The 26,789-nt window shown below is 64.6% G+C and carries 21 protein-coding genes and 1 tRNA gene; 10 read left to right on the forward strand and 12 right to left on the reverse strand.

The window, feature by feature from the left end; translation table 11 throughout:
• Together QZ149_RS01385 and QZ149_RS01390 are read right to left on the reverse strand one after the other, a co-directional pair.
• The coding region (locus QZ149_RS01385) for a PH domain-containing protein (protein WP_291449036.1) at positions 1–1,325 on the reverse strand (1,325 nt) is incomplete at its 3' end.
• Positions 1,322–1,822 (reverse strand): PH domain-containing protein, encoded by a 501-nt coding sequence (locus QZ149_RS01390; RefSeq protein WP_291449039.1) that lies wholly within the window; start codon positions 1,820–1,822, stop codon positions 1,322–1,324. The genes QZ149_RS01390 and QZ149_RS01385, both read right to left, overlap by 4 nt.
• A gap of 140 nt (positions 1,823–1,962) precedes the next feature.
• Between QZ149_RS01390 and QZ149_RS01395 the strand changes: the two genes are divergently transcribed.
• From QZ149_RS01395 to QZ149_RS01410, 4 genes are all read left to right on the forward strand, one after another.
• On the forward strand, positions 1,963–2,667 hold the full coding sequence (locus QZ149_RS01395; protein ID WP_009648563.1) for a response regulator transcription factor: 705 nt from the start codon (positions 1,963–1,965) through the stop codon (positions 2,665–2,667).
• A 1-nt stretch (position 2,668) separates the two neighbouring features.
• Positions 2,669–4,135: a HAMP domain-containing sensor histidine kinase gene (locus tag QZ149_RS01400; protein ID WP_291449046.1), complete on the forward strand. Its 1,467-nt coding sequence runs from the start codon at positions 2,669–2,671 to the stop codon at positions 4,133–4,135.
• 175 nt (positions 4,136–4,310) lie between these two features.
• Entirely contained in the window at positions 4,311–5,273 is a 963-nt protein-coding gene (locus QZ149_RS01405; protein ID WP_291449049.1) for a hypothetical protein, read from the forward strand.
• 214 nt (positions 5,274–5,487) lie between these two features.
• Positions 5,488–5,775 carry a WXG100 family type VII secretion target gene (locus QZ149_RS01410; RefSeq protein ID WP_009648554.1) on the forward strand — a complete coding sequence of 96 codons (288 nt, stop codon included), beginning with the start codon at positions 5,488–5,490 and terminating at the stop codon, positions 5,773–5,775.
• A 138-nt stretch (positions 5,776–5,913) separates the two neighbouring features.
• Here QZ149_RS01410 and groL read toward each other — a convergent pair whose 3' ends face one another.
• Positions 5,914–7,542, reverse strand: a complete 1,629-nt coding sequence (gene groL / locus QZ149_RS01415; RefSeq protein ID WP_291449054.1) for a chaperonin GroEL — start codon at positions 7,540–7,542, stop codon at positions 5,914–5,916.
• Positions 7,543–7,816: 274 nt separating this feature from the next.
• Positions 7,817–8,368: a LytR C-terminal domain-containing protein gene (locus QZ149_RS01420; RefSeq protein WP_291449224.1), complete on the reverse strand. Its 552-nt coding sequence runs from the start codon at positions 8,366–8,368 to the stop codon at positions 7,817–7,819.
• A 134-nt stretch (positions 8,369–8,502) separates the two neighbouring features.
• Between QZ149_RS01420 and QZ149_RS01425 the strand changes: the two genes are divergently transcribed.
• Positions 8,503–9,204 carry a uracil-DNA glycosylase gene (locus QZ149_RS01425; RefSeq protein WP_291449057.1) on the forward strand — a complete coding sequence of 234 codons (702 nt, stop codon included), beginning with the start codon at positions 8,503–8,505 and terminating at the stop codon, positions 9,202–9,204.
• Positions 9,205–9,334: 130 nt separating this feature from the next.
• On the opposite strand, the gene QZ149_RS01430 is transcribed toward QZ149_RS01425, so the two are convergent.
• From QZ149_RS01430 to QZ149_RS01440, 3 genes are all read right to left on the reverse strand, one after another.
• Positions 9,335–9,410: transfer RNA gene (locus QZ149_RS01430), tRNA-Thr, on the reverse strand.
• A gap of 182 nt (positions 9,411–9,592) precedes the next feature.
• Complete coding sequence (locus tag QZ149_RS01435) at positions 9,593–10,528, reverse strand: thioredoxin (protein ID WP_291449060.1); 936 nt, start codon at positions 10,526–10,528, stop codon at positions 9,593–9,595.
• Positions 10,529–10,588: 60 nt separating this feature from the next.
• Positions 10,589–12,748, reverse strand: coding sequence for a protein kinase (locus tag QZ149_RS01440; protein WP_291449063.1), 2,160 nt, complete (start codon positions 12,746–12,748; stop codon positions 10,589–10,591).
• Positions 12,749–13,018: 270 nt separating this feature from the next.
• Between QZ149_RS01440 and ugpC the strand changes: the two genes are divergently transcribed.
• From ugpC to QZ149_RS01455, 3 genes are all read left to right on the forward strand, one after another.
• A complete protein-coding gene (gene ugpC, locus QZ149_RS01445) occupies positions 13,019–14,149 on the forward strand; it encodes a sn-glycerol-3-phosphate ABC transporter ATP-binding protein UgpC (protein WP_291449066.1) in 1,131 nt (376 codons plus the stop codon).
• A gap of 159 nt (positions 14,150–14,308) precedes the next feature.
• Positions 14,309–15,571, forward strand: a complete 1,263-nt coding sequence (locus QZ149_RS01450) for a DUF4032 domain-containing protein (RefSeq protein WP_291449069.1) — start codon at positions 14,309–14,311, stop codon at positions 15,569–15,571.
• 36 nt (positions 15,572–15,607) lie between these two features.
• On the forward strand, positions 15,608–16,351 hold the full coding sequence (locus QZ149_RS01455) for a glycerophosphoryl diester phosphodiesterase (RefSeq protein ID WP_291449072.1): 744 nt from the start codon (positions 15,608–15,610) through the stop codon (positions 16,349–16,351).
• Between the two features lie 86 nt (positions 16,352–16,437).
• On the opposite strand, the gene QZ149_RS01460 is transcribed toward QZ149_RS01455, so the two are convergent.
• Entirely contained in the window at positions 16,438–17,643 is a 1,206-nt protein-coding gene (locus QZ149_RS01460; RefSeq protein ID WP_291449074.1) for a hypothetical protein, read from the reverse strand.
• Positions 17,644–17,745: 102 nt separating this feature from the next.
• Positions 17,746–18,516: a hypothetical protein gene (locus QZ149_RS01465; RefSeq protein ID WP_291449077.1), complete on the reverse strand. Its 771-nt coding sequence runs from the start codon at positions 18,514–18,516 to the stop codon at positions 17,746–17,748.
• A 251-nt stretch (positions 18,517–18,767) separates the two neighbouring features.
• Here QZ149_RS01465 and QZ149_RS01470 point away from each other — a divergent pair, with 251 nt between their 5' ends.
• Both QZ149_RS01470 and QZ149_RS01475 read left to right on the forward strand, forming a co-directional pair.
• On the forward strand, positions 18,768–20,234 hold the full coding sequence (locus tag QZ149_RS01470) for a flotillin family protein (RefSeq protein WP_291449080.1): 1,467 nt from the start codon (positions 18,768–18,770) through the stop codon (positions 20,232–20,234).
• A gap of 452 nt (positions 20,235–20,686) precedes the next feature.
• Positions 20,687–21,109 (forward strand): hypothetical protein, encoded by a 423-nt coding sequence (locus tag QZ149_RS01475; protein WP_291449083.1) that lies wholly within the window; start codon positions 20,687–20,689, stop codon positions 21,107–21,109.
• A gap of 432 nt (positions 21,110–21,541) precedes the next feature.
• On the opposite strand, the gene QZ149_RS01480 is transcribed toward QZ149_RS01475, so the two are convergent.
• From QZ149_RS01480 to QZ149_RS01490, 3 genes are all read right to left on the reverse strand, one after another.
• A complete protein-coding gene (locus QZ149_RS01480) occupies positions 21,542–21,751 on the reverse strand; it encodes a transposase (RefSeq protein ID WP_291449085.1) in 210 nt (69 codons plus the stop codon).
• Positions 21,752–22,420: 669 nt separating this feature from the next.
• Positions 22,421–23,446 (reverse strand): class II fructose-bisphosphate aldolase, encoded by a 1,026-nt coding sequence (gene fbaA / locus QZ149_RS01485; protein WP_291449088.1) that lies wholly within the window; start codon positions 23,444–23,446, stop codon positions 22,421–22,423.
• Positions 23,447–23,593: 147 nt separating this feature from the next.
• On the reverse strand, positions 23,594–26,533 hold the full coding sequence (locus tag QZ149_RS01490) for a family 20 glycosylhydrolase (RefSeq protein WP_291449092.1): 2,940 nt from the start codon (positions 26,531–26,533) through the stop codon (positions 23,594–23,596).
• Positions 26,534–26,789 lie beyond the last annotated feature (256 nt).

Raw genomic sequence — 26,789 nt, forward strand, 5'->3', positions numbered from 1 at the left:
GACACGGACTGGATGCGCGTGAGCGGGATGATCGAGAAGCGCAGGTTGAAGAACCCGTCGCGGATCGCGAACACCGCGTCGGTCAGGCCGAAGGCGCGGCGGTTGTACTCCAGGGGGTCCAGGATGCGCGCGCTGCGCGGGATCGGGGTCATCCAACGGTCCTCGCGCATGCCGGCACGCAGGGATTCGATGAAGCCCGTCGCGTCATCGACCCCCAGGTCGGGGATAGCAATAGCGATCGCCTGAAGGACCTCGGTGCGACTGCCGACGGGCAGCAGCACGTCGGAGGCTACGTCGACCCGCATGCCTTTGTTTTTCTCATCCTTGGTGTGGGCGGCGTTACCTGCCTGCGTGATCTCCACGCGGTACCAGTCGAAGATCCGCCAGATCAGGGGCTGGGTCACTTCGATGGCATGGATACGCCCCGGGGGAATCGTCACCTGGCGTTGGGCCGTCAGGCCTCGGCTGATGTGCACGCCGTCGGCCGCGATGGACGCCGTGAAACCGAACTCGCGGTCGAAGCGCGCCCAGACGCCCGCTAGGAGACTGAGCGCACCCGCGAGAATACCGAAGAAGCTCATGAGCGAGGTCACGCCCACGACTCCGACCAGGAAGCCGTTCAAGCCGAGCAGGAAGACACCGAAGAACAGCGCCACGGCGTTGTCGACGGTCGCCAGCATGGAAGCCAGAAGCTTGACGCCACCAACCGTGAAGACGCGGCGCTCGGAGGCCTCGAGCGGGGATGTGCCGGAGCGGCGACCCACGGTCGAGGCCACGGCATCAGCGTTGGGATCCACGGCCTCGTCAATCACGCCCGAGGCCAGGGCGAGCAAGAGGGCACGCAGCTCGTCGAGGCGGCGGCTCGTGAGCAGGCCGAGCTTGATGCTCGAGTCCTGGCCGCCGGCGACCTCGATGTCGAGGTACCCCAGGCCAACGATGCGGCCGAGGAGCGAATAGGAGACGTTCACCGTCTGGATGCGCGACAGGCGCGCGTGGCGCTGGGTGCGCATGAAGATACCCGCGCGGTACCACACAGCCGTCGAGGTCACCGCGTAGCGCGTCATTCTCCAGGCCAGATAGCTGTAGAGGCCAGAGACAGCCAGAATCACCACAGTGATAGCGGCGAGGCCGAGGAAAATGAGCCCACTCTCGATGCCCGTCGGCGTCTCACCCGACAGCCACGCCGCGAGCGCCGACGCGTTCGCCAGGGTCACTGCACCGATAATGCCCGTCACTGATCCGAGAACGCGGGGCAGGTAGGTCAGCGGGTGAAGCGGCTTCCATTCCTCGGGGGCGACCCCGTCAGCTGACAGATCCTTGCTCATAGGCCCATCAGCTCTGCGGAACCGCGCTCGGCCAGGACGTCACGCAGGCCTACCGCATCGGCGACGGAAACGCCGCTGAGAGTCGCGTCGGTCTGGGCGCTGGCAGTCGAGAGCTTGATCGTGGCGATGCCCATGAAGCGCAGGACGGGACCCTGGTGGATGTCAACGTACTGGATGCGACCGTAAGGGACCATCGTGAGCGAGCGATTAATGACACCGCGGCGGATCACAAAGTCGGTTTCGGCCAGGGCGTAGCGAAGGGCACGCACCTGGGCGGGGATCAGCCATAGGCACAGCAGGGCGATGACCGCGGGGACGAGCATGAGCCACCACAGTGCGGCGATGTCAACGATGAGGACGAGCGCCGAGATCATGCCGCACAGGGCACCGCACAGGGCAAGGGCATTGCCCAGGCGCAGGGCGGCGAGTGTGGGAGATACGTGCTGGAATTCGACACCTGCGGGAGACAGGATGTCCACTGTACTTCGGGATGACATGCTTCAATTCTTGCACGATTCATCCGCGCTCCTCCTTGTTGCAAATACCATTACCGCAACAGAATCAGTGACCAAATAAACAATCGATTCTCCCACCCAACTATCAGGAAACATTCAGCATCGTGCAGGACACTACACCCATGACCACCACCGGAACAGAGGCAAAACTGCTCGTCGTTGACGACGAACCCAACATCCGCGACCTCCTCGCCTCCTCCCTGCGCTTCGCAGGCTTCGACGTCGTCACCGCCGAAGACGGCAGCGGCGCATTTCACGAAGCCCAGGCCTCGCGCCCCGACCTCATCGTCCTCGACGTCATGCTCCCCGACATGGACGGCTTCACCGTCACCCGCCGCCTGCGCGACGCCGGCATCACGACCCCCGTCCTTTTCCTCACCGCCCGCGACGACATGCGCGACAAGATCCAGGGCCTAACGGTCGGCGGCGACGACTACGTCACCAAGCCCTTCGGCCTCGAAGAGGTCGTCGCCCGCATCCGCGCCATCCTGCGCCGCACCATGGGTGCCGAGGAGGACGACGCCTTCCTGCGTGTCGGTGACCTCGTTATTGACGAGGACGCCCACGAAGTGACACGCGCCGGAGTCCAGATCGACCTGTCCCCCACCGAGTTCAAGCTCCTGCGCTACCTCGTTATCAACGCCGGGCGCGTCGTGTCCAAGATGCAGATCCTCGACCACGTGTGGGAATACGACTGGGACGGCGAGGTCGCCATCGTCGAGTCCTACATCTCCTACCTGCGACGCAAGCTCGCCGTCGAGGGCGCCTCCGGTGAACTCATCCACACCAAGCGAGGCGTCGGCTACATCCTGCGCGCCGAGGAGTAACGTGCACCCCAGTCTGGCTCAACGTGTCGAGGCCTGGTGGGACACCAAACCCCTCGCCTCACAGCTCGTTACGCTCATCACGTTCCTGCTTGCCGTCGGACTCTCACTGTCCGGCACCGTCATGATTGGCCTCTTGCAGCGCCACCTGACCTCGCAGATCGACGACCAGCTCATCGCGACCGCGCACACGATCCAGATCTCCGCCTCATCAGCCACTTTCGCCGCCGACGGCCAGGGTGCCATCCCCACTCTCTACTACGTCCATATTCACGACGCGGATGGCCAGGATCGCTACCTCTACTCGGAGGACACACTCAAAGCGTCGGGCACACCCATCCTGCCCGAGCTGATCGATACGTCCTCCGCGCCCATCTCCTCCTTCCGCACGCTGCCCGTCACAGTCCCCTCCTCAAAGACCGGACTCGGCTGGCGCGCACTCGTCGTCCCCGTCTACGACCAAGACACCGGATTATTCTCCGGATACATGACGATCGCCCTCCCCCTGTCCGACGTCCAGCACACCCTGCGCACCACGGCCTCGTACTTCACCGTCGCCGGCCTCATTATCGTCATCATCGGCGGTTGGGCGGGGCACGTACTCGTACGACGCGCGCTCCTACCGCTGCGCTCCATCGAATCCACCGCCGGCAAGATCGCCGCCGGCGACCTCACCAAGCGCCTCACCCCCCACCCGCCCACAACCGAAGTCGGCTCCCTGTCTCTCTCACTCAACTCTATGCTCACCCAGGTCGAGCAATCCTTCGAGGCACGTCAGGCCTCGGAACGAAAGATCAAACGCTTCGTCTCCGACGCCTCCCACGAGCTGCGCACCCCTCTAGCAGCGATCTCCGGATACTGCGAGCTGTACTCAATGGGCGGCGTGCCTGCCGAACGCATCGACGAAGTCATGGGCCGCATCGGCTCAGAGTCTGCCCGCATGGCCACCCTGGTCGAAGACCTCCTCACTCTCGCCCGGCTCGACGAGGGACGCCCACTCGACATTTCCGACATTGATCTGGTCAAGCTAGCTGACAACGCGGTCTTCGACCTGCAGGCGCTCGACCCCACGCGCACCGTCGGACTCACCGGCATCAACGGTCGCACTCCCCCGATGACCCTGATCGTTCCCGCCGACCGCGACCGCATCTCCCAAGTCTTCACCAACCTCATCGGGAACATCGTGCGCTACACGCCGGACGGTTCACCCGTCGAAATCGCGCTCGGTCGCAGCGGCGACACCGCCATCGTGGAACTGCGCGACCACGGCCCCGGCATCGATGAAACCGATCGCGGACGCGTCTTCGAACGCTTCTACCGGGCTGACTCCTCGCGCAACCGGCGCTCGGGCGGATCCGGCCTGGGACTGGCCATCGTCTCCGGAATCCTAGCCGCGCACCGAGGAAACGCCTCCCTGACGAAAACCAAAGGCGGGGGCCTCACCGTCCGCATCGAACTGCCGATGGCGTGAACGACATAACGATGAATGGAGCGACAGCTACTTTTCCCCTCAATCTCTACCGTTCACCAGCTGACAGTTTCGAAAGAACCGCACGAATTGTGCTCGGTTCCTTACTCGCGAACGTGACCGCGAGGAAAAAGCGCACTAGCATGGCTCGGGTATTCCTCAACTAGGAGAGTGGCCCATGGGTGCACAAGCACCTCAGTGGCTGCTGACGTCGTTCGTCGACGCCATGCAGCAAATCGGCGCGACTGCTGCCGAAACAGACCTTGAACATGAGGGCGCAGACCTCATGCAGCGTTGGAACGCACCCAACCGTCAGCTGCACAATCTGCGTCGGCTCATGAACACGCTGACCCATATCGACGAAATCGCTTCCTCCGCGCACGACCCTGACATCCTGCGCGTCGCAGCGTGGTACCACGGTGCCTTCCTCAACAAGGCCCTTGAGATCAAGCTCGGCGGCTTTCAGGCGAACTTCGCCGCGACCCGATGTATCGAGCACGCACATAGTCGCCTCACCAGCCTCGGTGTCGCTGACGAGGTCGTGGCGCGCGTCGACGAACTCATCGCCTTCGTGACGCGCCACCGCGCACCGCGGACGGATTTCGACGCGCAGGTCCTCGTGGATGCTGACCTGGCGGGCCTGTCCTGTAGCCCGCAGGAGTATAAGAAGCTCCGCACTGCGCTGCGTGCCGAACTCGTCGAGCTGGACGACCTGCAATTCATCAAGGCCCGTATCGCCCTGGTCAAGAAGCTGCTCAGCTACGAGACCATCTACCAGTCCCCCCTCGGTTCCGCATGGGAGGACACCGCCCGCGCGAACCTCGAGGTCGAGCTGACGCGTCTCGAGCGCGATAAGGCGCAGCTGTGCGAGGCCGCCCAGGCCGACGACACCGACGATCCGGATGATTCTGATGACACGGACGAGGCCCAGGAGGGGGCGGTCACCTCGACCGGCACGCTCATCATCAAGCGCCGTTCCATCAAGAAGCGCATTCCGGTCCACTCCGCCGACAATGAAGTGACATCGACCGGCGTGTTGCCGCGCAAAATCGAGGAGCCACTGTACTCGGGCGAGGACGTGGAGACTACGTCCTCCCTTGAATCAGCCGTGGAGTCCCTGGATCTCCCCAACGCCGACTGAGTTCGTTTCACGCGCGTTTCACGGCCCGGCGTACCCTGCGGTGCGCCGGGCGTCGTGGATCCACAGGGACACGCCCACACCTCGATTATCCACAGGGGTGCGTCGTGTCGTCCCGCTATCCACAGGCCCACGATTATGCCTCGACTCCCCTACCAGCCTGCGTCTAGCGTTGAGCGCGACGGACCCACCCAGGGCCCCACGAAGGAGTGACATCATGACCGCTTACGCCGTTGACGCCGAGGAAATTTCGACAGCATCCGCTCAGGCCTGCGCAACCGCAGCCACGATCCGCACCGAAGTCGACACCCTCATGACACAGCTGCTAGGACTCCAGGACTCCTGGACCGGCGGCGCACAGATCAACTTCGAGACGACGATCAGTCAGTGGGAGGCCATTCAGACGCAGACGCACGACACCCTCGACCAGATCTCGTCGCAGTTGCAGGATGCGGCTACCACCTACTCGGATGCGGAGACCCACTCGATGGGATTGTTCGTGTAGCAGCACGCCTGAGTCCGCGCGCCGGTCCGACCGCCCCCATGCGTCGGCCTCACCAGCCGATGCGAATCCGCAGATGCGTCGGGGGCGGGACCCCTCACAGGTCCCGCCCCCAGGCGTATCAGCTCAGCGCTGCGCGGCTCAGTACATGCCACCCATGCCAGCGCCCGCGTCGTCGCCACCGGCAGCCGGGGGCTCCGGCTTGTCGGCGACGACGGCCTCGGTCGTCAGGAACATGCCCGCGATCGACGCGGCGTTCTGCAGCGCGGAACGGGTGACCTTGACCGGGTCGGAGATACCAGCGGCCATGAGGTCGGTGTACTCGCCGGTCGCAGCGTTCAGGCCGTGGCCGGGTTCCATGTTGGCAACGCGGTCGGCGACCACGCCGCCCTCGACGCCCGCGTTCTCAGCGATCTGCTTGAGCGGAGCGGAGACGGACAGACGCACGATGTTCACGCCAGTCGCCTCGTCGCCGGTGAGAGCGTCGAGCTTGGGCAGCGCCACGGCGGCAGCCTGAATCAGGGCAACGCCGCCGCCAGCGACCAGACCCTCTTCGGAAGCCGCGCGAGCATTACGAACGGCATCCTCGATGCGGTGCTTGCGCTCCTTGAGCTCGACCTCGGTGGCCGCGCCGGACTTGATGACGGCGACGCCGCCAGCGAGCTTGGCGAGGCGCTCCTGCAGCTTCTCGCGGTCGTAGTCGGAGTCGGTGTTCTCGATCTCCTGGCGGATCTGGCGCACGCGGGCGTCCAGCATGTCCTTGTCGCCAGCGCCCTCGACGATGGTGGTCTCGTCCTTGGAGACGACAATCTTGCGGGCGCGGCCCAGCAGCTCGAGGTCAGCGTTCTCGAGGGAGAGGCCGACGGTCTCGGAGATGACCTGGCCGCCCGTCAGGATGGCCATGTCCTGCAGCATCGCCTTGCGGCGCTCGCCGAAGCCGGGGGCCTTGACGGCCACGGACTTGAAGGTGCCGCGGATCTTGTTGACAACCAGCGTAGCGAGGGCTTCGCCCTCGACGTCCTCGGCGATGATCGCCAGGGGCTTGCCGGTCTGCATGACCTTCTCCAGGACGGGGACGATGTCCTTGACGTTGGAGATCTTGGAGTCCATGAGGAGGACGTAGGCGTCCTCGAGGACGGCTTCCTGGCGCTCCTGGTCGGTCACAAAGTAGGCCGACAGGTAGCCCTTGTCGAAGCGCATGCCCTCAGTGGTCTCCAGGGTAGTGTCGAAGGAGTTGGTCTCCTCGACGGTGACGACGCCCTCGGCACCGACCTTCTCGAAGGCCTCGGCAATGAGCTTGCCGATGGCGGGGTCGTTGGCGGAGATGGATGCCGTGGCGGCGATCTGCTCGGTGGTCTCGACGGGCTTGGCGTCGGCGTGCAGCTGGGCGACGATGGCCTCGACGGCCTGGTCGATGCCACGCTTGAGGGCGATCGGGTTGGAACCGGCGGCAACATTACGCAGGCCCTCGTGGACCAGCGCCTGTGCCAGAACGGTCGCGGTGGTCGTGCCGTCACCCGCGACGTCGTCGGTCTTCTTGGCAACTTCCTTCACCAGCTCGGCGCCGATGCGCTCGAACGGATCGTCCAGGTCGATTTCCTTGGCGACGGAAACGCCATCCTTGGTGATCGTGGGGGCGCCCCACTTCTTGTCGAGCACGACGTTGCGACCCTTGGGGCCAAGCGTCACCTTGACGGTGTCGGCCAGCAGGTTGAGGCCGCTCTCCATGCCACGACGGGCATCTTCATCAAACTTGATGATCTTGCTCATTGAAAATGTGTCCTTCCGCGATGCGGATCAGGTTCGATGCCCGCGACGGACGGTCGCTTGTGTGAGACGACCTCATCGAACCGATGCTCTTATCACTCTCCATGTCGGAGTGCTAACTATGATTCTGGCACTCACCACCCCAGAGTGCAAGGCGAGGTCACTGAGCTTGAGTCGGATGCGCTCAGGGCGTAACGCACCCACGCGACCTCGACAGACGCTCATCGCCCGTCCCCCACACGGGAGACGGGCGACTCAGATGCGATAGAGCGAACGATCAGCGCAGGACGATCACCACGTCAGGATCGCCGAGCCCAGTCTGCTGACGAACGGTGTCAATGCCCAGCTTGGATGCGATATCCTTCGCAGTGGCCTCCATTTTCGGGTCCTCATAGAAGACGGTAGACGTCGTGTTCGTCCAATTGGCATCCGCGTTGGCAGCGGAGGTGCCGGCATAGCCCGCATCGTTGAGGATGGTCACCTTCCCGGCAGCGTAGCCCGGCGTTTCGGTGCCATTGAGGACAGAAATCACGGCACCATGATCCGGTTCAGCGGAGGCAGCGGAGGACGAGGAACTCGGCGAGGGGATGGGTTCGACTGAAGGAGCGGCGCTCGGCGCTGCAGCGCCCGGTGACGCACCCCGGGTGGCGGGCGCTTGGGCGCTGCTCGACGTTGCCGGGACGGGCTGCACGCTGACATTTGTGGCCTGCTGGCGGTACAGGGCGGTCGCTGCCACCCAGCCGAGCGCGGGAACGATCACGAGAATGGCCAGAAACGGCCACACGTTCTTCCACTTCGACGGCTTGGGGCGGTGCATGCCGACGGGCATGTCTTCGCCAGCGCGATCAAATTCATCCCTTGGGTACTGAGAACTCACGTCCTCAGACTATCGGAAAAGCGCTGGGCTAGCTCGTGTGGCACGCGGGAAGTGTGTGGCACCATGTGCAGTATTAGTCTGGTGCTATGAATGATTACAATCCGCGCCCCTTGGCTGACTTGATCGATCCGGGCTGGGCCCGCGCACTGGCTCCGGTGGAGGAACGCGTCCACGAATTGGGCGCCATGCTCGCACAGGACGTCGAGGAGGGCCTCGGCTATCTGCCCGCTGGGACGGACGTGCTACGCGCGTTCACGTACCCCTTCGATGAGGTAAAGGTCTTGATCGTGGGGCAGGACCCATACCCGACGCCGGGTCACGCGATGGGGTTGTCGTTTTCCGTGCGTCCGGGGGTGGCACTGCCCAAATCGCTCATTAACATTTTCCGCGAACTCGGAGATGACATCGGCTGCCCAGCCCCTTCCTCGGGCGATTTGACGGCGTGGAGCGAGCAGGGTGTGTGTCTGCTCAATCGAGTGCTGACGGTCCGTCCGGGTGCGCCCGCCTCGCATCGGGGACGCGGCTGGGAGGAGGTCACGCAGTGTGCGATTGACGCGCTGGTGGCTCGCCGACGCCCGGACGGCTCACGCGCTCCGCTCGTGGCGATTCTGTGGGGCAAGGATGCGCAGTCACTGGCACCTCGGCTCGGCGAGACACCGATCATCGCGTCCCCGCACCCCTCCCCGCTGTCGGCGTATCGCGGTTTCTTCGGGTCGCGACCGTTTTCGCGCGCGAACGCGCTGTTGGCTGAGCAGGGGGCGCGCGGCGTCGACTGGTCACTCAACTGAGCGGGGCGGATGGTTGATGAACGAGGCCGTGGCTGGTTCCGCGGAGCACTTCCGGGGGCACGCCCCGGCCTCGCGCATCTGTGATGGAGCCTGAGGGGCGCGTGGCGTCAGTGCCGCGTTATGGACTCCATGGAGCCGGCTATCGGACTCGAACCGATGACCTGCTGTTTACAAGACAGCTGCTCTACCAACTGAGCTAAGCCGGCGGCGCACACTAGTGTGCCACAGGTTGGGGTAAGCGCGCACGGGCGAGGCTCATTTGAACCCGACACGTGACGCGTGACAGTGACGAACTCGCGCACCCTCGACCACTCCGTGGGATAGCGACTCCAGATACGACGGTGGGGTGGGTCCGATGCGTCGGACCCACCCCACCTCAGTGCGAGACTCAGTCAGAACCTGTCGTCGTCGCGGTACTCTGCGCCTCTTCCTCGTCACCCCGGGAAGGCACGGCAGCCTCGGACTGGGGCAGATCACTGGGTGCCTGCGTGGCGGAGTCAGCGAAACCGAAGAGTTCCTTGAGCGACTCACGCGTGCTTTCGATGGTCTTCCCCAGGGTCACGACGCTCGAGTGATCCTTGACGAACTCGGGGGTGCCGAGCTGGTTGGGCTGACGACCGCTGTACTGTGCGTCCTTCCATGCATTCGAGGAGGCTTCGAGGTAGGACTCAACGGCGTTGACCGGGAAGGTCGCGACCACGTCAGAGGGAACGCCAACCTCGGTCGCGATCTGCTTGACCTGCTTCCACGAGGGGTCAAGGTTCTGCACGACCGTGCCGTTGCCGGCCTGGAACTGGGTGCGGAAGTAGGCCAGGAGTGCGTGGTGGAATTCGATCCACTTGTCGGGCGCCTTCTGGGCGACGACGAGCGAGGCACCCGTGGCAGGCTTGAGGTAGTTCATATTCACTGTGATGACGGGCTGAAGCTCGAGGTTGTAGTGCCCCTCGGACGCCCAGGTCGTCAGATCTTCACCCAGGGCAGCATCGACGTCAGCACAGGCATGGCATGAGTAGTCGAAGTACTCCGTGAGCGTCGGCAGGTTGGGATCCGGCTCGGCGGACACGCCGTTCCCGTTGACAACAATGGGTCGCCCGTCGGCGTATACGCCGAGAACATCGGAGGGCTCGACGTTGCGTGCGGCGCTAACTTCACTCTGCTGCTGCCAAATCACACCGCCAACGGCGGCAATGATGGCCAGCACGATGAGGCCAACAGCAGAGATGACGATGATGCGGGTGCGACGCTCAGCGCGCTGCTGTGCGAGCCGCATCTCGGATGCTTTGGCGCGCAGGGGATCGACGCTGCGCTGCTGCTTCTGAGCCATGAAGGTACCTTCCAAACTTAGTTGAATATTGCAATATTATCGAGTAAGGCTGACCCGCGCCTAGTTAGACGCACCACCCGTCCCAATGAGCCAGGAGATCAGCAGGAAGCCAACACAACCGATTGACAACAGGGCACGCCCCCAGATCGGACGAATGCTAGAACGCACTGTTTTGGCGAGTCCAACGCGCAAGTCGGCTGCAAAAGGTACGAGCCACGCGGTCACGAGCATCGACGCACCAAGCGCCCAGACGATGATGACTCCTGCAGGATCGCTCAACCAGAAGTTACGACGCGACAGACGTAGAGACGTCGCGACCTCCGTAGGCCACCCCCACTGCACAGATCCGTCGTGCGCGAAGGAGAGAACGATCCACACCAGGTAGGGAAGGACGGACCCGACCGCGAGCGCAAGGACTGTCGTGCCGAGTGAGCGGGCAAGAAGGATCGGAGCCATGGCGATGGCGGCGGCATCGTCGCTGGCGCGGGGGCCGTACTGCTCGCGCCGACGCTCCAGCCACCTGTCCATGGCACCGACAAGCCCGCAGGCAGTCAGTGCGACACCGACGATGAGCGTACCGCTGAGGCCGAAGATGAGAGGGAGCGCGGCAAGCGTGAGCAGCAGGACACCGCCGGAGACCCAAGCACTGCCTGAAGCAGACGAGGCATCAGTCCGATTCGGGTACTGCTGCCCACGAGCCTGCCACGCTGGTGGCTGTCCCGCGTTGCTGGCGCGGACCTGCACGCCTGCGCGTGGATCACCCGTCGGGGCCGCCAGGCCGGGTTGCGGAGCGCCCATGGGGACGGGCCTGCCCGACGGTGCCATTCCCGCGGAACCGTAAGCGCCGCGCGGGTAACCGTAGGCGTTCTGGGCACCGGCGAACGGGGCCTGAGAAGCACTGTATCCGCCCTGCTGCCCGGGGTAACCTCCCTGACCGTAGGGCTGCACCGAGCCGGTCGAGTCCGCGGGTTCTGCACCAGTCCAGCTCTGATCCTCGTCGTCAGCTTCGTCCCAGTCTTCGTCGCCCTGATCATCCTCGTCGGACTCTTCCCACTCCTGGTCGCCCTCGCCGGACTCTTCCCAGGGCTCATCGCCAGACTCATCCCAGTCCTCGTCGCTACCCTCCGAGGCCTCATCGTCCCAGGTCTCTTCCTCGGCGTCCTCGTCCCACTCGTCGTCTCCCCAGGAGACCGATTCGGTATCGACCTGTTCGGTATGGTCATTGGCGGCCGTGAATTCTGAGGGGTCGCGACGCGGGTGGACGGGGTAGGTGACGGGGCGCGCACCGGCCGCGTCGGGGCGCGACGTGATCTCGTCCCATTCCGGGGGTGCCGCGATTTCCTGCGGGTCGGAGTTGACCATCTGGGTACGCTCGCCGGTGTCGAGCAGCTGCGCCCAGTTCACGGTGACGTAGTCGAGTTCGCCGGGTGCCCAGCCAACCGCGCTCATGAGGTGCGCGACGATCAGCGACGGCGAGGGACGCACGCTGGGATTGGGCGACAGGCCGCCACCGAGCGCATCGGAGACCATCGGGTGCAGACCTGCCAGGTCGGGTTCGCCCTCGATGACGCGCATCATGGTCGCCATGACGTCGCCTTTACCGAAGGGGGCACGCCCAGTCGCGCAGGACAGCAGGGTGGCGCACCAGGCCCACCAGTCGGACTCCTTTGTGGCGGGCTTGCCGCGCAGGAGCTCGGGTGCCGTATAGCCGGCAGAACCCGAGACGAGGCCGGTGCGCGTCAGGTGCTGATCGTCGACCGCCATGGCGATACCGAAGTCGAGGAGGACGGGACCGCGCGACGAACAGATAATGTTCGAGGGTTTGATGTCTCGGTGAATGATGTTGGCGTGGTGGACGGCAGCGATCGTCGACGCGAGGTGGTAGGACAGCGCAGCGACGCCGCGCAGCGGGATCGGGCCGGAGGAGAGGATCTCCGCCAGAGTCGGCCCCTCGACGTACTCGGAGACCACGAAAGGCTGGCTCGCGTCGATCTCCGCATCGATGATGTGCGCGACGAAGGGGGAACGTACGGAATTAACGGTACGCACCTCGCGCTCGAGGCGGGCCCGAGATTCCTCCGACGTCGCAAGCGCGGGGTGCATGACCTTCAGAGCGACACGCGTGCCACCCCCATCTTCAGCAAGCCACACAGTGCCCGCGCCACCCGTACCGAGCCGGCGAATCAGGCGGTAGCCTCCCAGTTCGTTTCCTTCATCCACGCTCCCAGCCTACCGGTCTCATCCCACATCTGCGCCCACCGGCGGAGGAAACCACGACCTCGAACACAAAAACGAGGCGGCCCCCACACCCGAGTCGAGGCCGGGGAATCCACCTGATGGCCGGAACTATACAGAAACGCGCTGACATGATACGTTCAATCTTGGTCGCGCGCGGAACGATCCGCGTTCGTACCCCGTGGGCGAAGACGCTCCACGGTCGCCCCACAACGGATCGTCCGGCACGTACCTGCCGGTGGGAAGGAATTGAACATGGCAAGCGTAACCTTCGATCACGCGTCCCGCGTGTACCCCGGTGCCGATAAGCCTGCTGTCGACCAGCTGTGCCTCGACATTGCGGACGGTGAGTTCCTCGTCCTCGTCGGCCCCTCCGGCTGCGGTAAGTCCACCTCCCTGCGCATGCTCGCAGGCCTGGAGGACGTCAACGGCGGTCGCATCCTCATCGGCGACAAGGACGTCACGGACGTTCCCCCGAAGAACCGCGACATCGCGATGGTCTTCCAGAACTACGCGCTCTACCCGCACATGTCCGTGCGCGAAAACATGGGCTTCGCCCTGAAGATCGCAGGTGTATCCAAGGAGGAGATCAACAAGCGCGTTGAAGAAGCCGCGAAGATCCTCGACCTGGAGCCCTACCTGGACCGCAAGCCCAAGGCCCTCTCCGGTGGCCAGCGTCAGCGCGTCGCCATGGGCCGCGCGATCGTTCGTAAGCCCCAGGTGTTCCTCATGGACGAGCCGCTGTCGAACCTGGATGCGAAGCTGCGTGTGCAGACCCGTACGCAGATCGCCTCCCTGCAGCGTGAGCTCGGCGTCACCACCGTGTACGTCACCCACGACCAGACCGAGGCCCTGACGATGGGCGACCGCATCGCGGTCCTCGCCGGTGGCCTCCTCCAGCAGATCGGCACCCCGCAGGAAATGTACGAGCGTCCCGCCAACGAGTTCGTTGCCGGCTTCATCGGCTCCCCCGCCATGAACCTGGGCACCTTCACGGTGGACGGCGAGTGGGCGAAGATCGGACCGGCACGCGTGCCCCTGTCGGAGGCCACCCGCGCGGCACTGACTCCCGAGGATGGCGGAAAGATCAAGATCGGCTTCCGCCCCGAGGGCTTGGACGTCGTCGACGAGAGCGTCGAGGGCACCATCCCCGTCGAGGTTGACTTCGTTGAGGAACTCGGCTCTGACGCCTACGTCTACGGCCACCTGGTCGGCGACGAGCGTGGTGAGGGTCTGGGTTCCGGTGCCGAGGGCACCAACAAGCAGCTGATCGTGCGTGTTCCCCCGCGCACTGCCCCCGGTCGCGGCGGCGTCCTGTACGTGCGCATCCGCGAAGGCCAGCAGCACAACTTCTCGGCTGCCACGGGCGTTCGTCTGCCCGAGTGACACGCAAGCTCGCGCTGCCCTGCTGACTTGCCCCGGCCTCGTCTGTTCATCTCCCAGACGAGGCCGGGGCACGTTCGTACATACGTGTTCTACACCGCGAAGTGATGGCCGCTGAGCTGCGAGTTAGTCATGACGGTCAGAAAATGAGACAATAGGTATATGGCTCTGGACATTACGGCTGCCGCGGTCGACCCCGCGCTCCTCGACCTCCCCTGGGATATTCCACTGGAGGAGTGGCCGTCGTCCCTGCTCGCGGCGCTCCCCCGCGGCATTTCCCGCCACATCGTGCGGTTCGTGAACCTGTCCGGCCGCGTCCTGGCGGTCAAGGAGATCGGTGAGACGGTCGCACACCACGAGTACGATATCCTGCGTGCCCTCTCGCGCTTGGACGCACCCTCCGTCGACCCGGTCGCGGTCATCACGGGACGCATCGGGCGCGACGGCGAGGAACTCAACGCGGTCCTGATCACCGAGCACCTGCAGTTCTCGCTCCCCTACCGCGCCCTGTTCTCCCTGTCGATGCGCGAGGACACGGCAACACGCCTCATCGACGCCCTCGCCCTGCTGCTCGTGCGTCTGCACCTCATCGGCTTCTACTGGGGCGACGTCTCCCTGTCGAACACGCTCTTCCGTCGCGACGCGGGAGAGTTCGCGGCCTACCTGGTGGACGCCGAAACCGGCGAGCTGCACCCCAAGCTGACCCCCGGCCAGCGCGAATACGACGTGGACCTGGCGCGTACGAACATCATCGGCGAACTTATGGACCTTCAGGCTGGCGGCTATTTCCCCATGGACGCCGACCCGATTGACGTCGGCGACCGCATCCGCACCCAGTACGACCTGCTGTGGAACGAGGTCACCGCCGAAGAATACTTGCCCAATGACCAGCGCCAGTATCTGGTCAGTGAGCGTATCCGTCGCCTCAACGACCTGGGTTTTGACGTCGCCGAGCTACACATGGCGTCGGATGATGCGGGCGAACACCTGGTCATTCAACCGAAGGTGGTCGACGCCGGCCATCACAACCGTAAGTTCATGCGCCTGACCGGCATGGATGTCGGCGAGCACCAGGCGCGTCGGCTCCTCGGTGACATTGACGCGTGGCGTGCCACACACGGTATGCAGGACGTGCCCCTCGAGCAGGCTGCGCACGAGTGGCTCACCGACGTTTTTGCGCCCGTCGTGCGCGCGATTCCCCGAGAATTGGCCGGCAAGCTCGAACCCGCCCAGCTCTACCACGAGTACCTGGAGCACCGCTGGTACATGGCCCAGCAGGTCGGCCACGATGTGTCGCGTGACGAGGCTCTGGCCTCGTACGTGCATAACATTTTGCCGTCCAAGCGAGACGAGGCCGTCCTCATCGAACCCGGACCCGGCCGTTCCTCCATGTTTAGTGCGGCGACGCACCCCGACCTCTGGTGACGGGGTAGCCCCGCACCGATCACCCTAGGAGCATCCATGTCCGATTTTCCCCGTATTTTCGCCCACCGTGGCGCGTCCTCGCTCGCGCCGGAAAACACGATCGCCGCGTTTTCCAAGGCCATGGAGGTCGGTGCTCGCTGGTTCGAGTTCGATGTGGATATCATCGGAGACGGCTCGCTGATCGTCATTCACGACGACACCCTGGACCGTACGACGAGCGGATCCGGATCCTACTACCAGCTCGGGTTCTCGGATATTCGCCGCCTAGACGCGGGCCGCTGGTTCTCCGACACCTATCGTTTTGAGCGTATCCCCGAGGCGGCTGACGCCCTCGCCTTCGCCCACGCTCAGCAGATGGGTGTCAATCTGGAGATCAAGCCCTGCGCGGGCGGCGCGCGCCTGCGCGAGCGCCTCATCGAGTCGTTGGCTGTCACACTGCGCGGGGAGAAGGTCCCCTCCCGCCTCATCGTCTCTTCCTTCGATCACGAGCTGCTCGCCGCTTTCCACGAGGCCTGCCCCACCGTCGCGCTCGGCTGGCTCATCGAGCGCGCGTCCGACGAGTGGCGTGAAGGCGCGGCCGCGCTGAGCGCGAGTGCCATCCATCCCGGCGTCAAGGGGCTGACGGCCTCCGACGTGCGCGCGATGCGCGACGCAGGCTTTGAGGTCAACGTGTGGACCGTCAACGACGTGGACCAGGCGCGCGAGCTGGCCTCGTGGGGCGTCACCGGCATCTTCACCGACCGCCCGCAGGATTTCCCCGCCGAGGCCTTGGCTCGGTAAGGGGAGCGGGCGCGCTCGCTCGCGGCAGACACAACGGCTGGGGTCGCGTGAGCGACCCCAGCCGTCCTACATCAGGCTTTGAGGGTTTACGCCTCGCCCGCGCGGCGCGCGAAACGCTTGGAGACGTGCTTGGCGAGCGACAGCTCCGCAATTGAGTCGACGACCATGAGGCCGCCGACGATGCCGGCGAAGCGCAGCCAGCCGGAGCGAGGCGCGGGGGCGCGCACGGCGGCTACCAGCATGCTGACGCCGACGATTGCCTCGGCTGCGACGGCGGCGTGGATGATCCACGGGCGTTCGACGGCGACCGACTCGTAGGAGTTCCACAGGGGCTTGACCATCGACTGGGGCTGCCCCATCATGATGTCCACGCTGCGGCCGATCGCGTTGGAAATGCCACGCGCGAGGTGCACGGTGACGCCTTCGACGTCCTCAGCATCGGTAGTACCCAGGAGGAAACCCGCGACGGAGCCGGGCAGGCCGAGGGCGCGCACGACCTTCCACACGGATTCTTCGCCCGTGGTTGCCACGGAGGCCCACAGGGCGTCAGCGTCGGCACCGGGCACGGCTCGGGCGATGGCCAGCAGGTCGAGGCGATCGCCCACCAGGTCGATGACCTCGCCGGGCAGGTCCTGGGCCTTGTCGTGGCCGCCGGGCACGATGGCCGCGTCCATGCCCCAGTTGTGGGACACGATGTGCTCGAGGTGGTCGTCGGTCACAAGGAACACCTGGAACTCGCCGTCTGTGACGGATAGGGTGACGAGCGGCAGGTCACCGAAGTTCCAGCCTTCCTTCTCGGCGGGTAGCTCCGCGAGGAGCGCGCGGTGATCGTCGGACAGCTCCAGGTCCCCCAGGTCAACGCCCTCAAGCGCCGCCAGGAGCGGCACGGACGACGCGGGGGTGCGGCCGATCTCAACGACGCGTGTGGGCTTTGCCTCTGTGGCCTCGGTCGTTTCCTCCTCCGAGGGCCACACCTTACCCAGTGGCGAATCTCCCTCGGGCAGGTGGTCGGCGCTGGCGTTGCCGATACGGACTTCAGCCTTGAAGAGAATGGCGAGTTCGTCGGCCAGCTCCGCGGGGGTCGGGCCGGGAACGACTGTCGTCGCGCCCGCGGGGACGGTAGCGACGCACTCATCGGCAACCGCGACGTTGAGGCCGAGCAGCTGCGGCGAGGAGGGGAACCATTCGATCTGAGCGAGGATCGCGCGTTTCTTCAGTTCGCCGGCGACGGCGCTGGGGTCCAGCTCGTGACCGATGATCATGCCTTCAATGCGGGTCCAGTCCTGGGCCATGTCACTACCTTCCTGTTCGTGGCGAGGTCATCTCACCACACATTGTTCCATTGTGTCGCGTGGCATGCGTTTTCGCTCGCCGCGTGGTCAGTTCCGAGAAAGTTATTGTTCCGCGCCGCCCCACTCGACGACCGTGAAGCCGCTGCGCGTCGGTGTCGGAGCGAAATTCTGCGGCGTGACAACCGTGGAGGCGTCCGCCTTGCGCATCGTCATGAACACCCGAATGAAGGTGTCGGGCACGACCTGGTTACCGGCCTCGTCCGCGAACGAATAGGTCACCTGCTGAGCGTAGGAGGAGGCGTCGAAGGACACGAACGTGTACTCGTTCGCGCGGATGCGCGGTGCCCAGTAGGTGATGAAGTCAGCTGCCTCCTTGTCGCTCAGACCCAGCTGTCCCAGCTTCTCCTCCAGGAACGTCACCGCATCCTCACGCGCAACGACGAAGCCCTGCTCGGGAGACGTCAAGGAGACCGGCCCGTCCCAGAACAAATACGGGTAGCTGCGCCCACTCGCGTCGGTCAGCGTGCCATCGGGCGCGGCACTGATGGTCCACGAGGCCCGGGTCCCCTCCTCCCTCTGCACCTGACGCTCCGGGGCGGGATACACCGTCCCCAGCTCACCCTCAACGTCCAGTGTCACCGCCAGCTGCCGCTCCTCCTGCGGATACAGGTACAGGACCGGCTTATAAGCCATTTCCCGTGTGGGCGTCCTCGTCGGAAGCGGAACAGGAACGAGAGTGGGGCCGTCCGTCTGTGTGCACTCGTCCCCCGCGCACTCATCTTCAAACGCGGGAAGCACCCCGAACACGAGAACAACAGTGCCAATAATCGCTCCGACGATGACCGACACAATGATGATCAGCGTTTTCCTCATGACACCCGTGTCCTTCCCGTGCGGCCCAACGGTGGGCGCTCACTCACTCGCGGCAGCCGACCCGCGTGCCCCCATCATAAGCAACCCCTTCCGGCACTTTCAACGCTCCTACCTTCCACCGGCACCCAGCCACGGCCTCGTCACCCGAGAATGAGACGATGCATTGAGTCACACGCCCGACGCTGCTATTCTGACCAGTTGCGCGGCGCCACCCACGAGCGCGTCGCACCCCTCACCTGAAAGCACCAATCATGCCTTTCGTAACCATCGCGGCACTCATCGTCGCTGCATTCGTCCTCATCTCCCTCTTCCTGTGGGCAAGCTTCGTGTCCGCTTCCCCGGGCGAAGTCAAGGTCATTTCCGGCCCGCGTGGCCAGCGCGTCCTCCACGGCAAGACAGGGTGGAAGATTCCCCTCCTCGAGCGCGTGGACACCATGACCGCCTCGATGATCTCCGTCGACGCTCAGACCACGGACTTCGTTCCCACCAACGACTACATCAACGTGCGCGTCGACGCGGCCGTCAAGGTCCGCATCGCGACCGATGATGACACGCTGTTCAAGGCAGCGACGCGTAACTTCCTCTACAAGACGACCTCCGAGATCTCCGAGGAGGTACGCGACACCCTTGAGGGGCACCTGCGCGCCATCATCGGCCAGATGAAGCTCACCGACATCATCACCGACCGCGCCGCCTTCTCCGAGCGCGTCCAGGAGAACGCGAAGCAGGACCTGGAGGAGATGGGTCTCCTGATCGTCGCGTTCAACATCCAGAACGTCACCGATCAGAACGGCGTCATCGACAATCTCGGTATCGACAACACCGAGCAGATCCGCAAGACCGCCGCCATCGCCAAGGCGAACGCACAGAAGGAGGTCGCGCAGGCAACCGCCATCGCCCAGAAGGAAGCGAACGACGCGCAGGTCGCCTCGCAGCTGGAAATCGCCCAGAAGCAGACGGACCTCGCTAAGCGCCAGGCGGCTCTGAAGGTCGAGGCCGACACCGAGAAGGCGAAGGCGGACGCCGCCTACGAGATCCAGTCGCAGATTCAGCGCCGCGACATTGAGCGCGAGACCGCGCAGGCTGACATTGTCAAGCAGGAGCAGCGGGCGGTCATCAAAGAGAAGGAAGTCGTCGTCACCAAGCAGGCCCTGCAGGCCGAAGTGAACGCGAAGGCCGACGCCGAGCGCTACGCCGCCGAGAAGAAGGCCGACGCGGCCCTGTACGCGCGTCAGCGTCAGGCCGAGGCCGAGGCCTTCGAGCGCACCAAGAAGGCCGACGCCGACAAGCAGGCCATGCTCGCCGAGGCCCAGGGTATTGAGGCGCGTGGCCGCGCCGAGGCGTCCGCGATTGGCGCGAAGCTGACGGCCGAGGCCGAGGGCCTCGAAAAGAAGGCTGAGGCCATGACGAAGATGAACCAGGCGGCCGTCCTGGAGATGTACTTCCGCGCCCTGCCTGAGGTCGCTCGCGCCGTGGCCGAGCCGCTGTCCAAGGTCGACACGATCACCATGTACGGCGAAGGCAACAACGCCCAGATGGTCGGCGACATCACGAAGTCGATCAGCCAGATCAACGCGGGCCTGGGCGATTCGCTGGGCCTGGACCTGCAGCAGATGTTCACGGCGCTCGTAGGTGCCAAGGTCGTCTCCCCCACCATCTCCGAGGCCGTTGAGGAGGGCGTGCGCGACGCCTCCATCCCGAAGCCTCCGCAGCAGTGAGCGCGGCTCGTGCTCAACGCGGGCAGTAGCCATCTGTGATGCGAGCGCACGAGGCAAACCGCTCGTGAGGCGGGTCGCTAGCGACACGGGGCGGGATCCTTCGGGGTCCCGCCCCGCTGCTCTGCCCAGCTTTCCCGCCGTCGGTACCTCACACCACTAACGACGCTCCACCCCACTGTCACACCCCGCCTCCCCAACAAAAGTCGCACGTAATTTAATTTGGTAACTTTTTGAGACAGCCCAAAAGCACTGTAATTCCAACGATGCTATTTCATACCTTTAAGTAGCCACGGGGGAATTACGTGCGACATTGGAGGGAAACCATAATGTGTCGCGGCCTAGCTTCCCGGCGTTACAAGAACCACTAGAATCTAGCAGAACCTAGCTAGAACCTAGAGCAAAAAAGCCACCGACACCCTTTACACTACGTAACCATCTGCTTATACTAAAGCATGGCGCACATAGCGAAAGGCTCCCTCCTCGTGAGGGTTGGCGCCGCCCTGAGCAGCCTCGTTCTTCTTGGTGTGTCAGGACTGGCCTACCTGTTTGTCACCGACGCATACGACACGTATCCGTACCTCGGTTACCGCGCTGTTTTTACTGTCCTCGGCGTACTCATCCCACTGCCGCTCGCATTCTTCTTCGGTCTCATCACGGTGCGCATCCACACGCTATCGCCACACCGGCTGATGACATGCGCAGCGAGATGTATGTGGGGCTTCTTCGGTCTCTTCCTGCTCACCTGGTTGCTTGAAGGGTTCCTTATCGGAGAGGCACCCGGCCCCTTTATGTACGTGTGCGTCGGCACGCTCATACTGTCGGCAACAATCGCGCGCCTCCTCATGCTCGGCGCACGCACCGCAAAGCCCGCATAGGGCTTGGCCGGGCAACACACAAACGACAAGCCACCGATGGGAGGGCACCGCGAGGCCTGCGGGGCCTGGCCGCGGTGCCGGCGGGCGGCGGCAGGGCCTGGCCGGGCTTCGAGACGACACGCCACCACACACAGCACCGCAGGCCCCGCGGCGGCCGAAGATCTGTCGGGACAACAAACAACATGAAGCCGCCCGGCCCCTGTGGGGCCGGGCGGCTCACGCGTCAGGCCGCTAGGCGACCATCAGCGAAGGGTTCAGCGCATCTGGGTGCCGGTGGCGCCCAGGCGCATGATCACGCAGCGTTTTTGACCCACCCGCCGCGCGGGCTCGGCAATACGCTGACCGGGACAACCCGGCAACGCGCCCGCGCAAGACGCTGAGAAAACCCCTGGGCAACAAGGTGGTTCACAGCTTTGTGCCTGCGCGCCAGGCTTAGAAGTTTCCCTCTGCCAACTCTCGCAGCGCTGCCTTCTCTAGCTCGGCTTGGCCCAGCAACTGTTTGAGGCGCGCGTTTTGCTCGCGCAACTCACGCAGCTCCTTAGCCTCACGACGATTCATCGACCCGTAACGCTGACGCCATCGGCACAACGTCGCCTCGCTGATACCCAGCACGCGGCAGGCCTGAGCTGTACTCATGCTCATGCCCTCACCTCGCAACAAACGGTCCGAAAACTCAGACCCCTCCAGGTGTAACACCCATCTAAGTGGCGTAACACCGCTGAGCGATAAGCCCAACCACATCCAGGGCTTCAACCACACACGGGGCACTACACCCGTTACGTGGCCCTGCACCTCTTACGTGGCGCTGCACCCGTTCAGAACGGGTGCAATGCCTACGGATCGGGTGCACCGCCCACACCAACAAGCCCAACCGCGGATACGAACACCTCCCCATGGGCAGGCATTGCACCACTGGGCATGCGCGCACGTTGTTGAGGGTTTGTTTATGCTGCTGTGGTCCAGGCCGCTCATCGTTGCTGGGATTGGCGTAGTGTCGCAGGGACCAGAGGAGAGCCAGGCCGCGGTGCCGGCGGGCGGCGGCAGAGCCTGGCCGGACAACGAGCCGGTGCGCCACCACACACAGCACCGCAGGCACCGCCGGTGTGGAGGGCGCCGGAGGGTCCGGAGGGCCAGGGCGGGCTTCGAGATCGACCACTCCGAGCCGCAGGCTCGCGTGTGGCGATCTCGCGGGCGGCTGGGCCCGACGGCGCCCGGAACACCAGCGGGACAACAAGCAAGACGAAGCCGCCCGGCCCCACAGGGGCTGGGCGGCTCACGCGTCAGGCCGCTAGGCGGCTCTCAGCGATTGTTTCAGCGCATCTGGGTGCCGTCGGAGCCCAGGCGCTGGCAGGCCTCGACGACGCGGGCGGCCATGCCGGCCTCGGCCGACTTGCCCCACGTGCGCGGGTCGTACTGCTTCTTGACGCCGACCTCGCCGTCGATCTTGAGGACGCCGTCGTAGTTGCGCAGCATGTGGTCAACGACCGGGCGGGTGAACGCGTACTGGGTATCGGTGTCGACGTTCATCTTGATGACGCCGTTGGCGACAGCGGTGGCGATCTCCTCGGCGGTGGAGCCGGAGCCGCCGTGCATGACCAGGTCGAAGGGACGGTGGTCGAGGCCGAAGTGCTCCGCGACCTCCTTCTGGATGGTGCCGAGCAGCTCGGGACGCAGCTTCACGTGGCCGGGCTTGTAGGCGCCGTGCACGTTGCCGAAGGTCAGGGCGGTGATGTAGCGGCCGTTCTCGCCGAGGCCCAGGGCCTCGACGGTCTTGATGCCGTCTGCGGTGGAGGTGTAGAGCTTCTCGTTGATCTCGCCAACGACGCCGTCTTCCTCGCCGCCAACAGCGCCGACCTCGATCTCGAGGATGGTGTTGGCCTTGACGGACATGGCGAGCAGTTCCTTCGCGATCTCGAGGTTCTCATCGAGCGGGATCGCGGAACCGTCCCACATGTGGGACTGGAAGGTGGGGAGCTTGCCGTCGGCAACCTGGCCGGCCTCGATCTCGAGGAGGGGGCGGACCCAGGAGTCGATGTTCTGCTTGGCGCAGTGGTCGGTGTGCAGGGCGACGGTGATGCCGTAGTTCTTGGCAACCTCGTAGGCGTAGGCGGCGAGGGCCAGCGAGCCGGTGACGCGGTTCTTGATGGTGGAGCCGGAGCCGTATTCGGCACCGCCGACGGACACCTGGATGATGCCGTCGGACTCTGCCTCGACGAAGCCCTGGAGGGCAGCGGTGATGGTCTGGGACGAGGTCACGTTAATCGCGGGGTAGGCGAACTTGCCATCCCGTGCGCGATTCAGCATCTCTGCGTAGACCTCAGGGGTTGCGATAGGCACTTGGAGCCTCCTAATCGAGTGACAGTTTTGTCGAGATCGATTCTCTCACATTTTGTACGTGTGGGGAGGGGCAGGAAGTCCCGTTTGGACGGTTTTCTTCGAACCCCTCCCCTGTCGTTATGCGTCGGTTGACGCCTCTGTTATGTGTCAGTTGGCGTGACCGACGCGGACTCCGAGTTCGGCGACGGACATGACGTCGGTAAGAGTCTCCGCGACGTCACCCTGCGCATTCGTGCCACGGAATCGGAGGTAGGAGCCGTTGCCGGCGACGGGGATGTCGACGGTGCCGGGGACGTTCGCCAGCGAGGTGGCGAGGGCGGGGTTGCCCTGTGCATCCGGTTTGCTCTTGTTGTCACCCTGACCCTTGAGGCGGTCGAGGCTGCCGGCGAGGTAGCTCTGGACGTCCTTGGCGCGACCCGAGGCCTTGGGGCCGTCACCGGCGCGAGGCGTGTAGCTGAGCGCACAGATGTCGTATCCGGTGCTGCCGTCGCCGATCTTCAGGTCGATCCAGTGCGGCCACTTGCGGGCGGTGTCGGTCTCGGGCAGCTTGGCGTTGTTGGCGTCGATGTACTGGGAGTGCCAGTAGGTCGAGGGGTCACCGTCGGTGGCCTTGTATTCCTCGCCGTACTCCCAGCGGGTTTCGACGGAGTCGGCGGCCACGGCCTCGGCCTTAATGCGGGAACCGCACACGCCGACGAGGCCTTCGCTGGCCACGGTCTTCTGGCCGGCGTAAGAGACGTCGACTGTGAAGGTCGCTTCACCGAATTCGGTGGTGGGGCGCGCCCAGAACTTCACGACGCGGGTCTCGCCGGGGGCGAGGCGGTCGATGGGCTGGGGGCCGTTGGCGAGGGCCCAGGAGTTGGAGACGGAGGGGGTCAGGTGGATGCCGGTGACCTCTGCCGTGCCCTTGTTGGTGACGGAGACATTGAGGACGCTTTCGCCCCAGTTGTCGTCGCCGATGATGGGCAGGGAGGCGCGGTCCATGCCGGACAGGGCGTTCTTCGGGTACGCCTCGTCGCCCTCGCGCGCGATGCTCACGTCGAAGGTCGAGGAGGCCTGGGAGGTGGGGGTGAAGACCGAGCCACTGTCGACAGTAACGTCGAGGGGCAGCTGCGCGACGGTGCCTTCGGCGGTCTTTTCACCGCCGTTGGGACGGCGAGACAGGTAGCCGGAGTCGATGACGCTCAGGTACTGGTTGGTCATGGCGTTGCGCAGGCGGAAGCCGTCGCCAGCTGGTTCTGCGACCCATTTCTGGGGGTTACGCGTCGCGTAGTCGCCCTGAGCCGTGGGGGTGAACTTCTGGCTCGCATCGGCGCACGCGTAGGCGACCACCGGGTGGCCGGGGGTGGTGGACACGTGTGTCTCAGAGTTGGGGGTGCCTTCGGAGTAGACGGCGAGGCAGCGGTTCGAGTTGACCGAGCGGATCTGGTAGTAGCCGTCGGGGGTGGCGGCCAACTCCCAGTTGTCGGAGGATGCGCCCACGGTCGGGGTGCCGCCCGTCACGCTGAGGCCTTGTCCGTCGGCCAGTGTGATCGTGTACTGGCCGGGAGTGAGGGTGTCACGGGTGGGGTCGGTGTAGGTGGAAGGTTCGCCGAGCGCGTCAATGCGCGCCTTGAAGGCCTTCGCATCAGGGTCAGCCTTCGGGGTCTTGCCATTCCAGAACATCTGAGCGCCGTAGCGCAGGCCGTCGGCGATCCACGCCTCGGTCTCATGGTCGGTCACCTTGCCGTGGCCTCCCTGCCAGATGGAGACCTTACCACCGCGGATGGAGGCGTCGGGCACCGTGTAGTCTTCGTTCTGGTAGAACGAGTTCATCATCCACTTTCCGTACACGCCGTCGAGGCCCTGCACCTGCATGACGTAGGAGGAGGGCTGATCGCGGTAGTAGTACAGGGCGGAGGACGCGTTCACGAGGGTGTAGCCGGCGTCGACGAGGTCCTTAGCGGGCAGGCCTCGGTTGGCGTCCTTCTGGCTGGACTCGCCCTTGCCCCAGTATTCGATGATGACGTCCTTGTCGATGGGGGTGCGCGAGATGTCGGCGATACCGTCGTTCCACAGGCGCAGCGTGCCGCCGCGGGACTTGACGTGCGCGTTGACCTTGTTGATGAAGTCGTTGAATGCAGCGTCGAAAGTCATCGACTGGTCACCGTAGGAGGCGCGGACCTGGCCGAGAAAATTGGTGAACTCTCCGGGCCCCTGCTTGAAGAAGAACTCGTCGGCACCCATGTGCCATTCGGTGGAGCCGAACGCGTCCATGTATTCGTCGATGAGGTCGAAGTAGAACTGCTGGGCGGCGGGGTCGATGAAGTTGAGGTGGTTGGCGCTCTTCGTGCCAGAGTCGTCGGCGACCTGGAACTGCGGGAAGTTGCCGAGGATGGTGCCAGTGTGGCCGGGAGCGTTGAGGAGCGGGACGACGCGGACGCCGACCTCGCGGCCGTGTTCGACGATGGCCTTGACTTCATCCTTCGTGTAGTAGGAGAAGGAGGTCGTGGCCGGGTACTTGTCGGACTTAATGCGCAGCTCGAGGGACAGGTAGTTCATCTTCAGGTCGGACATGCGGTCGATCTGTCGGTTGATCCAGTCCGGCGTGATGTGGGTGCCGCACGCACACAGGGTGACGCCGCGATCGGGGAAGCGCGGGATGTCGGTGATGCTACCGGTGGGCACGGTTCCCTTACCCGAGCGAACTGCCTGCTCGAGGGTGCGGGCACCCCACAGGAGGCCGGCGCGGGTGGCGGCCACGACCTGGGCACCGTTTCCGGTGACGGTCAGCTGGTAGCCCTCATCGCCGAGGGGTGATTGAGACGGGTCGATTGTCAGACTGACAGCGTTGGTTGAGGGGGCATCGCTGGTACCGTCGGTGATGCCGTTAATGCCGGAGTCGGCGAGGGCGCGGCTCAGCAGGGCGCTGACTCCGGCGGCTTCGGCGGAGTCCGTGTGAACGATCTGCAGACCGCCGGCGGGGGTCCACGCGCCCGAGGCCGGGGTCCAACCTTCGAGGGACGGGATGGTTCCGGGAACCTGGGTAGCCGCCTGCGCATTCAGATGGGATGTCAGGGGACGAGAACCGCGGCGACGAGGGCGCACACGGACGTGAGGATGAGCGCGACTTTCGCTCGGGTGCGTGCGAGCCGTGGTACCCGCACGTGGCTTGGTAATGACTGAAGCATTAATTCTCCTGTTCAGCGATTTGCTTCCACGCAAACTATCCAAAGTGCAAATAAAAATGGGTAACAGATACCCATTCCATCGAGCCTTTGGAGCACCAATACTACCGACACTTACTGCTCAAATACAATATCAATGGTCAGATTACACTTACTACGAAACTCGGAAAAAGCCC

Origin of the sequence: Actinomyces sp. ICM47 (genome assembly GCF_905369875.1) — a bacterium.
In the GTDB taxonomy this organism is placed as follows: Bacteria; Actinomycetota; Actinomycetes; order Actinomycetales; family Actinomycetaceae; genus Pauljensenia.

Excerpts from the sequence above, each read along its gene's own strand:
- QZ149_RS01390 (WP_291449039.1), bottom strand. The coding sequence starts at position 1,822 with ATGTCATCCCGAAGTACAGTGGACATCCTGTCTCCCGCAGGTGTCGAA.
- QZ149_RS01395 (WP_009648563.1), top strand. The coding sequence starts at position 1,963 with ATGACCACCACCGGAACAGAGGCAAAACTGCTCGTCGTTGACGACGAA.
- QZ149_RS01405 (WP_291449049.1), top strand. The coding sequence starts at position 4,311 with ATGGGTGCACAAGCACCTCAGTGGCTGCTGACGTCGTTCGTCGACGCC.
- QZ149_RS01410 (WP_009648554.1), top strand. The coding sequence starts at position 5,488 with ATGACCGCTTACGCCGTTGACGCCGAGGAAATTTCGACAGCATCCGCT.
- groL (WP_291449054.1), bottom strand. The coding sequence starts at position 7,542 with ATGAGCAAGATCATCAAGTTTGATGAAGATGCCCGTCGTGGCATGGAG.
- QZ149_RS01420 (WP_291449224.1), bottom strand. The coding sequence starts at position 8,368 with ATGCCCGTCGGCATGCACCGCCCCAAGCCGTCGAAGTGGAAGAACGTG.
- QZ149_RS01425 (WP_291449057.1), top strand. The coding sequence starts at position 8,503 with ATGAATGATTACAATCCGCGCCCCTTGGCTGACTTGATCGATCCGGGC.
- QZ149_RS01435 (WP_291449060.1), bottom strand. The coding sequence starts at position 10,528 with ATGGCTCAGAAGCAGCAGCGCAGCGTCGATCCCCTGCGCGCCAAAGCA.
- ugpC (WP_291449066.1), top strand. The coding sequence starts at position 13,019 with ATGGCAAGCGTAACCTTCGATCACGCGTCCCGCGTGTACCCCGGTGCC.
- QZ149_RS01450 (WP_291449069.1), top strand. The coding sequence starts at position 14,309 with ATGGCTCTGGACATTACGGCTGCCGCGGTCGACCCCGCGCTCCTCGAC.
- QZ149_RS01455 (WP_291449072.1), top strand. The coding sequence starts at position 15,608 with ATGTCCGATTTTCCCCGTATTTTCGCCCACCGTGGCGCGTCCTCGCTC.
- QZ149_RS01460 (WP_291449074.1), bottom strand. The coding sequence starts at position 17,643 with ATGGCCCAGGACTGGACCCGCATTGAAGGCATGATCATCGGTCACGAG.
- QZ149_RS01465 (WP_291449077.1), bottom strand. The coding sequence starts at position 18,516 with ATGAGGAAAACGCTGATCATCATTGTGTCGGTCATCGTCGGAGCGATT.
- QZ149_RS01470 (WP_291449080.1), top strand. The coding sequence starts at position 18,768 with ATGCCTTTCGTAACCATCGCGGCACTCATCGTCGCTGCATTCGTCCTC.
- QZ149_RS01475 (WP_291449083.1), top strand. The coding sequence starts at position 20,687 with ATGGCGCACATAGCGAAAGGCTCCCTCCTCGTGAGGGTTGGCGCCGCC.
- QZ149_RS01480 (WP_291449085.1), bottom strand. The coding sequence starts at position 21,751 with ATGAGCATGAGTACAGCTCAGGCCTGCCGCGTGCTGGGTATCAGCGAG.